This window comes from Pseudomonas sp. NPDC089530 (genome assembly GCF_050280705.1).
GTDB lineage: Bacteria > Pseudomonadota > Gammaproteobacteria > Pseudomonadales > Pseudomonadaceae > Aquipseudomonas.
Map to the genome: position 1 here is coordinate 1 of NZ_JBNNVU010000142.1, position 8,813 is coordinate 8,813.

Below are 8,813 nucleotides of genomic sequence, written 5' to 3' on the forward strand. Positions count from 1 at the left end.
GCCAACTTTGCCCTGAGCCCGGGGATATCGAATGGGCCTGGGACGGCCGTCAGCTGTGGCTGCTGCAATACCGCCCTCCCGCGAAGGGTCTGGCCTTCTTCGCTCGGTGTATTGAGGTGCTGTTTCAAATTCACGTTGTCGCTCACGGGTGCTGTTCCACTCACTAAAGTCTCGGTCATCATCGTCACGCGGCCACCCCCTCTCCGTCCCCTGTTACCAGGCTCTTGTAACGCTCGGTAAAGAACTCACGAACGTTGGCGCACTGTGCTTCCGTATCTTCCAAACGATTGAAGTGGGCGCGAAACTCCCTGGCGCCCGGCAGGGTTGCGAGATACCAGCCCACATGCTTGCGAGCAATGCGTACGCCCATGACATCCCCATAGAAGGCATGCAGCGCGGCCAGATGCTCAAGCAGAATACGTTCCACCTCGAACAGCTCCGGTGCCGGCAGGGTTTGTCCGGTACGCAGGAAATGCTCGATTTCACGAAAAATCCATGGCCGCCCCTGGGCGGCCCGGCCGATCAACAGCCCGTCGGCACCGGTCGCGTCGAGGACGTGGCGGGCCTTGGCGGGCGAGTCGATATCGCCGTTGGCGAAGACCGGGATCGACACCGCCTGCTTGATCGCGGCAATGGTGTCGTACTCGGCTTCACCGGTGTACAGATCGGCCCGGGTCCGACCATGGACCGCCAATGCCGTGATACCAGCCTGTTCGGCGATCTTCGCCACCGTCAGGCCGTTCTTGTTCTCCCGGTCCCAACCGGTCCGGATCTTCAGGGTGACCGGCACATCGACTGCAGCCACCACGGCGTGCAGGATCTCGTTCACCAACGCTTCATCTTTCAGTAACGCGGAGCCGGCGGCCTTGTTGCAGACCTTCTTCGCCGGACAACCCATGTTGATATCAATAATCTGTGCGCCCAACTCGACGTTGGCGCGGGCGGCATCCGCCAGCATCTGCGCATCGCCACCGGCGATCTGTACCGAGCGCGGCTCGGGATCGCCTTCGTGGATCATGCGCAGGCGCGATTTGCGACTGTTCCACAAACTCATGTCGCTGGTGACCATTTCCGAGACTACAAGGCCTGCACCCAACCGCTTGCAAAGCTGACGAAAGGGCTGGTCGGTGACACCCGCCATCGGGGCGAGAATCAAGCCGTTGTGCAATGTATATGGGCCGATGCGTACCGCCGACATAGGACTTCCCTGTTGTGGGGCCGGATCATGAGAGTTCGAAAAAGGGTTGGCATGATACCCGCTCTCGATGACCGGATAAAGGCTGAATTGGATAAAATCTGAACAGCTGTCCGGTTATTGCCAAGGGTTCGGCCCGGCGGGCAGCCGCCGGAAAACCACCGTCAATCCAGCGTAGCCTCTGGTCGGATGGTGCGTTTCACTCGGGGGAATGGAAGCTCAGGCTGTAATTGACCGCCTTGGGGCCTGGGTCGAGGATATCCAGCGCGATATGGATCGGTGTCTGCGGCGGCATTTCCGCCACGCCTTCGAGTTCGCCCTTGACGTACTCGCCGGGTTTGAAGCGACGACTGGCGATCAGGTGACCATTGAGGTCGGCGAAACGCAGTTCCAGCAGCGGGAAGGGCTGGGAGAACGGCGCGCGGTTGTAGATGATCGCGTCCACCACCAGGGCGCCACTGAAGTCCGGATGGCTGCGCACCACCAGGTTGCTGCTCTTGATGCGGCCGATATCGACCTTCGAGGGCACCGTGCAGCCGATTTCCGGGCACAGTTGCTGGAACCAGGGGCGGTACTGGTCCTGGCGTGCCAGTTCATCGAAGTGATAGGCAATGTACTGGCCCGCCAGGCCGGCGGTGGCCAGCAGGATCAACAGGCTCCAGAGCAGGCGACGCCCCCAGGGGGAGCGGCGTTTCTGCCAGTCCAGGTGGATCGGATCGTCTTCCAGGTCCAGCAGCGCGGCCTCTGGTGTCTCGGGCTCGGCGCGGCTGCGCTTGTTGCGCGGCGCCGGGCTCGCGGGCGGCTCGATCTCGGCGTGAGTGTCGGCCGTCAGGGGCGAATGCATGGGTTCCAGGTCGTCGTCCAGGTGCAGGGAAGGCGCCTTGGGCTCGTCGTCCAGGTCATCCAGGTTGAAGGACAGCGACGGTTCGGTGCGTTCGGGCCTGCCGGCGTTGGCTGAAGGCTGCGGCGGCTCGGGATGTTCGTCGAGCTCGTCGCTGGCCCCCGGCGGCTGGCTGAACAGGCTGTCGGGCCAGTGTTCCTCTTCGGCGTCGGGCTGGTCGCGGCGGGCGCTGAGGCTGTCTTCCCGGGGCGCGCGTTCCTGGCCAAAGGTCTTGGCCGGCTGGATTTCCCGCTGTTCGAGCTTGGCCAGTTCCTCGTCCAGGTCGAGGTTGTCCAGATCGAGCTCGGTAGCGCTCCACTGCTTCTGGCTGATGGCCCGCTGCGGCGGCGGTGTCGACGGTCGCTCGGCCGCCGGTGCGGGAGGCGTTGCGGGCGCAGTCTTGCCCGCGCGTTGCTCAAGCAATTGGCGGGCGGCGTTGAACACTTGCAGGCATGAACCGCAGCGCACCACGCCACGGGCCACGCTCAATTGAGCGTGGCTGACGCGGAAGCTGGTCTGGCAATGCGGACACTGGGTGACGAAACTGTCGGTCATGCGGCGATCCGGTTCATACAGGCGGCCATTCTAGCGCCGACGGCCGGTGATGCGTACCCAGCCATCGAGATTGGCAATCGGATCCAGCTCGAAGTCCCGGGCATAGGCGGCCGCCACTTCTTCGCCCTGTTCGGCGAGGATGCCCGACAGCGCCAGGCGTCCGCCGCTCTTGACCAGCGTGGACAGTTGCGGCGCCAGGGACACCAGCGGGCCGGCGAGAATATTGGCGACCAGCACATCGGCCTGGACCTGCGGCAGGTCTTCCGGCAGATAGAGCGGGAACAGTGCTTCGGCGATGTTGTTGCGCCCGGCGTTGTCGCGGGAGGCTTCCAGGGCCTGCACGTCGATATCGGTACCCACCGCCTGCTTGGCGCCCAGCAGCAGGGCGGCGATCGCCAGGATGCCGGAGCCGCAACCGAAGTCCAGCACGTTGCAGTCTTTGAGGTCCTGGCCGTCGAGCCACTCCAGGCACAAGGCGGTGGTCGGGTGAGTGCCGGTGCCGAAGGCCAGGCCCGGATCGAGCAGCAGGTTGACTGCGTCCGGCTCGGGGGCGGCGTGCCAGCTCGGGACGATCCACAGGCGCCGGCCGAAGCGCATCGGCTGGAAGTTGTCCATCCAGCTGCGTTCCCAGTCCTGGTCTTCGATCACTTCGCTGTGATGTTCGGGCAGCGGGCTGCCGGTCAGCAATTCGAGGTGGGCCAGCACGCTGGCGGCCTCGGTGCCACCTTCGAACAGGGCCAGCAGGTGAGTGTGATTCCACAGCGGGGTGGTGTTGAGTTCCGGTTCGAAGATCGGCTGATCCTCGGCGTCCATGAAGGTCACCGAAACGGCGCCGACTTCGAGAAAAGCGTCTTCGTAGGTTTCGGCTTGTTCTGGGCTGATGGCGAGACGGACTTGCAGCCAAGGCATGGCGGGCACCTTTGAAATATGTAATGTGCAGCCTAGCGGGCCGCAAGAAGCGCGCAAGTTTACGCGAGCAGGGCGCAGAAGACGACAGCCCGGCGCGGCAAAGCTGCCGGGGTATTCTGCAGAAACGACAAGGCCGCTCGAAAGCGGCCTTGTCGGGTTCCGGTTGCAGCTTAGTGCTGGCCAGACAGCTTGTGCTCGAGGTAGTGAATGTTCACGCCCCCTTTGCAGAAGCCTTCGTCGCGGGTCAGGTCGCGGTGCAGCGGGATGTTGGTCTTGATCCCGTCGACCACGATTTCGTCCAGCGCATTGCGCATGCGCGCCATGGCTTCCTCACGGGTGGCCCCGTAAGTGATCAGCTTGCCGATCAACGAGTCGTAGTTCGGTGGAACCGCGTAACCGCTGTACAGGTGCGAGTCGACGCGCACGCCGTTGCCGCCCGGAGCATGGAAATGCTTGACCGTGCCTGGGCTTGGCATGAAGGTTTTCGGGTCTTCGGCGTTGATCCGGCATTCCAGGGCATGGCCACGGATGACCACGTCCTTCTGGGAGATCGACAGCTTGTTGCCAGCGGCGATGCTCAGCATCTCCTTGACGATGTCGACGCCAGTGACCATTTCCGATACCGGGTGCTCTACCTGCACGCGAGTATTCATCTCGATGAAGTAGAAACGGCCGTTCTCGTACAGGAACTCGAAGGTACCGGCACCGCGGTAGCCGATATCGATGCACGCCTTGACGCAGCGGGCGAAGACTTCCTGGCGAGCGGTTTCGTCGATGCCCGGAGCCGGTGCTTCTTCCAGCACCTTCTGGTGACGACGCTGCAGGGAGCAGTCGCGGTCGCCCAGGTGGATCGCGTTACCCTGGCCGTCGGACAGCACCTGGACTTCCACGTGACGTGGGTTGGTCAGGAACTTCTCCAGGTAGACCATCGGGTTGCCGAACGCCGCGCCCGCTTCGGAGCGGGTCAGCTTGGCCGAGGCGATCAGGTCTTCTTCCTTGTGCACCACGCGCATGCCGCGACCACCGCCGCCGCCAGCGGCCTTGATGATCACCGGGTAGCCGACTTCACGGCCGATGCGCAGCGCGGTTTCCTCGTCTTCCGGCAGCGGGCCGTCGGAACCGGGAACCGTAGGTACGCCGGCGGCGATCATGGCGTGCTTGGCCGATACCTTGTCGCCCATCAGGCGAATGGTCTCGGCTTTCGGGCCGATGAAGGCGAAACCGGAGTTCTCGACCTGTTCGGCGAAGTCGGCGTTTTCCGCGAGGAAGCCGTAGCCTGGGTGGATGGCGGTGGCGCCAGTCACTTCGGCGGCCGCGATGATCGCCGGAATGTGCAGGTAGGAGTGCGCGGCGGAGGCCGGGCCGATGCAGACGGATTCGTCTGCCAGACCCAGGTGCATCAGTTCCTTGTCGGCCTTGGAGTAAACGGCGACGGTCTTGATACCCATCTCTTTGCAGGCACGCAGGATCCGCAGGGCGATTTCACCGCGGTTGGCGATCAGAACTTTTTCCAACTTCGCAGACATCGTTGGCTCTCCGCGGTTCAAACGATGGTGAACAGCGGTTGGTCGTACTCAACCGGCTGGCCGTCTTCGACGAGGATGGATTCGATCACACCGCTGGTTTCGGCTTCGATGTGGTTCATCATCTTCATGGCTTCGACGATGCACAGGGTGTCGCCTTTCTTCACGCTCTGGCCGACTTCAACGAAGGCTGGCGAGGTTGGCGAGGATTTGCGGTAGAAGGTGCCGACCATCGGCGAACGGGCAACGGTGCCGTTCAGCGCTGGAGCAGCAGGCGCTGCTGCTGGAGCGGCAGCGGCGGCCGGAGCAGCGGCAGCAGGTGCGGCAACCGGGGCAGCCATTGGTGCTGGTGCGTAGTACTGCTGGGCTGGAGTCTTGCTGTGACGGCTGATGCGTACGGACTCTTCGCCTTCCTTGATCTCCAGCTCGTCAATGCCGGACTCTTCCAGCAGTTCGATCAGTTTCTTGACTTTACGGATATCCATGAATCATCAACTCCCAGGGGTCGGTCAGGGGCGTTTAGCTTGTTGTTCAAGCTGCTCTAGCGCGGCCTCCAGGGCCAGTCGGTAACCGCTGGCGCCAAGGCCGCAGATCACTCCCACCGCAACGTCGGAAAAGTAGGAGTGATGGCGGAAAGGTTCGCGTTTGTGCACGTTGGACAAATGCACTTCGATGAATGGGATGCTCACCGCCAGCAGCGCGTCACGTAATGCGACACTTGTATGCGTAAAAGCTGCTGGATTGATCAGAATGAAGTCCACGCCTTCATCGCGGGCGGCGTGGATACGGTCGATCAATTCGTACTCGGCATTGCTTTGCAGGTAGAGCAAATGGTGGCCGGCCTCGCGGGCTCGACGCTCCAGGTCCTGGTTGATCTCGGCCAGGGTCACTGCGCCGTAGACGCCCGGTTCGCGGGTGCCGAGCAGGTTGAGGTTGGGTCCGTGAAGAACCAGTAGCGTCGCCATCTGCCGTTCCTTGTTATCGCGCAGTGATTAGAGTGTGCCGTTATCAGAACCCGGCGACTATGCCGCAAAGCCTTTGTGACTGTCCAGTTCTCTGCAATAGGCAGCATGATGACCGATGTTTACCTAAAATATGTGACCAACTGACTAAATCCGGTCATTTGCCGCGGCAATGCGCTCGGCGAAGTCCGCAGCGCTGATTTCGCCGACAACCCGGACATCGGCACGTTCGACGCCGTCTTTGCCGAAGAACATCAGCGCCGGCGGGCCGAACAGTTGGTAGCGATCCAGCAGGGCGCGCTGTTCGCGGTCGCTGGCGGTGATATCGAAGCGGATCAGGCGATAATCCTGCAGGCGTTCGACGACCTGGCTGTCGTTGAGCACCTCGCGTTCGATGACTTTGCAACTGATGCACCAGTCGGCGTACCAGTCGAGGAGCAATGGCACGCCCGCGCGGCGGGCATCGGCCAGGGCCTGATCGAGTTGGCCCGGGGTGGTGATGGTCTGCCATTGGCCAGTAGCGGTTTTCTCGGGGCTTTTGGCGATACTCGCGACAGGGGGACGGGCGAGGGGGCTGAATGGATCGGTCTGGCCGCTGAAGGCGCCATACCAGCAGGCCAGGGCATAAAACAGCAGGAACAGGCCGAGCAGCTGCGCCAGGCGGGCGCGGGGTGCCTTGTAGATAAACTCCAGGGCGCCGAGGAACAGGCCGACACCGGCCGCCAGCGCGCCAATCAGCAGCAGGCTGACCTGGCCCGGCAGGACCCGGCTCAGCAGGCCGATCGCCAGGCCGAGCAACAGCACGCCGATGGCGTTCTTCACATAGACTAGCCAGGGCCCGCTCTTCGGCAGCCAGGCCGCGCCGCCGGTGGCCACCAGCAACAGCGGCGCGCCCATGCCCAGGCCGAGGGCGAACAGTTTCAGCGCGCCGCCCAGGGCATCGCCGCTGGCGCTGATATAAAGCAGGGCTCCCGCCAGCGGCGCCGACACGCAGGGCGATACCAGCAGGCTGGACACCACCCCGAGCATCGCCGCGCCCCACAGCGAGCCGCCTTCGGTGCGCCCGGCGATGCTTTCCAGGCGCTGGCTGATGAAGCGTGGCAGCTTCAGCTCGAAGACATCGAACATCGCCAGGGCGAACAGGGCGAAGAACAGCGCAAAGGGCACCAGCACCCAGGCCGATTGCAGGCGCGCCTGCAGGTTGAGCTGGGCGCCGAACAGGCCCATCAGGGCGCCGAGCAGGGCGAAACAGGCGGCCATCGGCAGCACATAGGCCAGGGACAGGTTGAAGCCGCGCCAGCCGCCGACCTGCCCCTTGAGGACCACGCCGGAAAGAATCGGCAGCATCGGCAGCACGCAGGGGGTGAACGTCAGGCCGATGCCGGCGAGGAAGAACAGCGCCAGTTCGCGCCAGCTCCAGCCACTCTGTTGAGGATTGCCGGTGGCGTCGGCGGCATTCGGCGCGGGGGCTGCGCCGTCGATCGACAAACGCTCGGTTTCCGGTGGGTAACACAGGCCTTTATCGGCGCAGCCCTGGTAGGTCACGGCCAGGGTGAAGGCCCGTTGCTCCGCGTCGTTGCGCGGCAGCTCGACATCGACGATGCCGTGGTAGACCTCGACGTCGCCGAAGAACTCGTCGTGTTTCTGTTCGCCCTGGGGCAGTTGCGCGGCGCCCAGGGCGATGCCGGTCGGCTCGGTACGGAACTGGAAGCGGTGGCGGTAGAGGTAGTAACCCTCGGTGGCGACGAAGCGCAGCTTGATCGATTGTGGGGTGCTCTGCACCAGGCTCAACTGGAACGCTTCGCGTACCGGCAGGAAGTCGGCGCTGTTGTTGATCGAGCCCAGGGTCGGGCTGGGGCGACTGTCCAGCAGCCCGGCGGCGGCCGCAGGCAGGGCAAGGATAAACAGCATCAGGCAAAGCAGGCGACGCATGGCAATCTCACGAATCGAAGGTGTGCGCATGATAGCGGAGAGCGCGCATTCCTGTAGCCGCTGCCGAGCTTGCGAGGCTGCGATCGAGGACGTAGTCCTCGCTAAACCGGTCTATGCGGTTTGCCTGAAAGAGCGCATAGGCAGGTTTTGCGGCCGCTGCGCGCCCGATCGCAGCCTCGCAAGCTCGGCAGCGGCTACACGCTAGACGCGGAACGCCTGCACCGCGGTATGCAACTGCCCGCCCAGGGCCAGCAGGTTCTCGCCTTGTTCGCGGCCTTCGCCGATGCGTTGCAGGTTATCCCCGCCCAACTGATGGATGCGCTCGCTGTGGTCGCGGATTTCGCTGACGGCGCCGCTTTGCTGGGCGGTGACATCGGCGATGCGCACGGCGGTGTCGGAAATGGTCTGGATCGCCCCGACGATTTCATCCAGCGCCCCATCGGCGGCCTGGGCCTGGCTGGCGGTGGCCTCTGCATGCTCGACCTGGGCGCGCATGCCCTCCACCGATTGCCGGGCGGCGCTCTGCAGGCCGGCGATCAGGGTCTGGATTTGCGCGGTGGCGCCGGCGGTGCGTTGCGCCAGGGAGCGGACTTCCTCGGCGACCACGGCAAAACCGCGGCCCATTTCCCCGGCCCGCGCGGCTTCGATGGCGGCGTTCAGCGCCAGCAGGTTGGTCTGGTCGGCAATGGAGCGGATCACCGTGAGCACGCCGCCGATGGTCGCCGACTCTTCGGCCAACTGCTCGATCATCTGCGCATTGCCCTGTACCTCGCCGACCAGGGCATGCCTCGATTGCTCGCGATGGTCGTTAACGATGACCGTGTACTGGCTGGATAAACACGACGTTTTCAAGACCA

General features: G+C 63.8%; 7 protein-coding genes and 2 pseudogenes. All 9 read right to left on the minus strand.

All coding sequences use genetic code 11. The features are described 5' to 3' along the window. Positions 1-80: 80 nt before the first annotated feature. Positions 81-182 (minus strand): annotated as a pseudogene (locus ACQKQA_RS28650) (DNA-binding transcriptional regulator Fis); the annotation flags it as partial. A 2-nt stretch (positions 183-184) separates the two neighbouring features. Next, positions 185-1,198 carry a tRNA dihydrouridine synthase DusB gene (dusB, locus tag ACQKQA_RS28655; protein ID WP_427564575.1) on the minus strand — a complete coding sequence of 338 codons (1,014 nt, stop codon included), beginning with the start codon at positions 1,196-1,198 and terminating at the stop codon, positions 185-187. A 196-nt stretch (positions 1,199-1,394) separates the two neighbouring features. Further along, positions 1,395-2,630, minus strand: coding sequence for a DUF3426 domain-containing protein (locus tag ACQKQA_RS28660; protein WP_427564576.1), 1,236 nt, complete (start codon positions 2,628-2,630; stop codon positions 1,395-1,397). Between the two features lie 30 nt (positions 2,631-2,660). After that, complete coding sequence (gene prmA / locus ACQKQA_RS28665; RefSeq protein WP_427564577.1) at positions 2,661-3,539, minus strand: 50S ribosomal protein L11 methyltransferase; 879 nt, start codon at positions 3,537-3,539, stop codon at positions 2,661-2,663. 170 nt (positions 3,540-3,709) lie between these two features. Then, positions 3,710-5,065 (minus strand): acetyl-CoA carboxylase biotin carboxylase subunit, encoded by a 1,356-nt coding sequence (accC, locus tag ACQKQA_RS28670; protein WP_427564578.1) that lies wholly within the window; start codon positions 5,063-5,065, stop codon positions 3,710-3,712. 17 nt (positions 5,066-5,082) lie between these two features. After that, entirely contained in the window at positions 5,083-5,547 is a 465-nt protein-coding gene (accB, locus tag ACQKQA_RS28675) for an acetyl-CoA carboxylase biotin carboxyl carrier protein (RefSeq protein WP_427564579.1), read from the minus strand. Between the two features lie 24 nt (positions 5,548-5,571). Continuing rightward, positions 5,572-6,027 carry a type II 3-dehydroquinate dehydratase gene (gene aroQ, locus ACQKQA_RS28680; protein WP_007921644.1) on the minus strand — a complete coding sequence of 152 codons (456 nt, stop codon included), beginning with the start codon at positions 6,025-6,027 and terminating at the stop codon, positions 5,572-5,574. A 144-nt stretch (positions 6,028-6,171) separates the two neighbouring features. Continuing rightward, positions 6,172-7,956, minus strand: a complete 1,785-nt coding sequence (locus tag ACQKQA_RS28685) for a protein-disulfide reductase DsbD (protein WP_427564580.1) — start codon at positions 7,954-7,956, stop codon at positions 6,172-6,174. Between the two features lie 201 nt (positions 7,957-8,157). Beyond that, positions 8,158-8,673, minus strand: a pseudogene (locus tag ACQKQA_RS28690) (methyl-accepting chemotaxis protein); the annotation flags it as partial. Positions 8,674-8,813: the final 140 nt, after the last annotated feature.

Excerpts from the sequence above, each read along its gene's own strand:
- ACQKQA_RS28685 (WP_427564580.1), bottom strand. The coding sequence starts at position 7,956 with ATGCGTCGCCTGCTTTGCCTGATGCTGTTTATCCTTGCCCTGCCTGCG.
- prmA (WP_427564577.1), bottom strand. The coding sequence starts at position 3,539 with ATGCCTTGGCTGCAAGTCCGTCTCGCCATCAGCCCAGAACAAGCCGAA.
- accC (WP_427564578.1), bottom strand. The coding sequence starts at position 5,065 with ATGTCTGCGAAGTTGGAAAAAGTTCTGATCGCCAACCGCGGTGAAATC.
- accB (WP_427564579.1), bottom strand. The coding sequence starts at position 5,547 with ATGGATATCCGTAAAGTCAAGAAACTGATCGAACTGCTGGAAGAGTCC.
- aroQ (WP_007921644.1), bottom strand. The coding sequence starts at position 6,027 with ATGGCGACGCTACTGGTTCTTCACGGACCCAACCTCAACCTGCTCGGC.
- ACQKQA_RS28660 (WP_427564576.1), bottom strand. The coding sequence starts at position 2,630 with ATGACCGACAGTTTCGTCACCCAGTGTCCGCATTGCCAGACCAGCTTC.
- dusB (WP_427564575.1), bottom strand. The coding sequence starts at position 1,198 with ATGTCGGCGGTACGCATCGGCCCATATACATTGCACAACGGCTTGATT.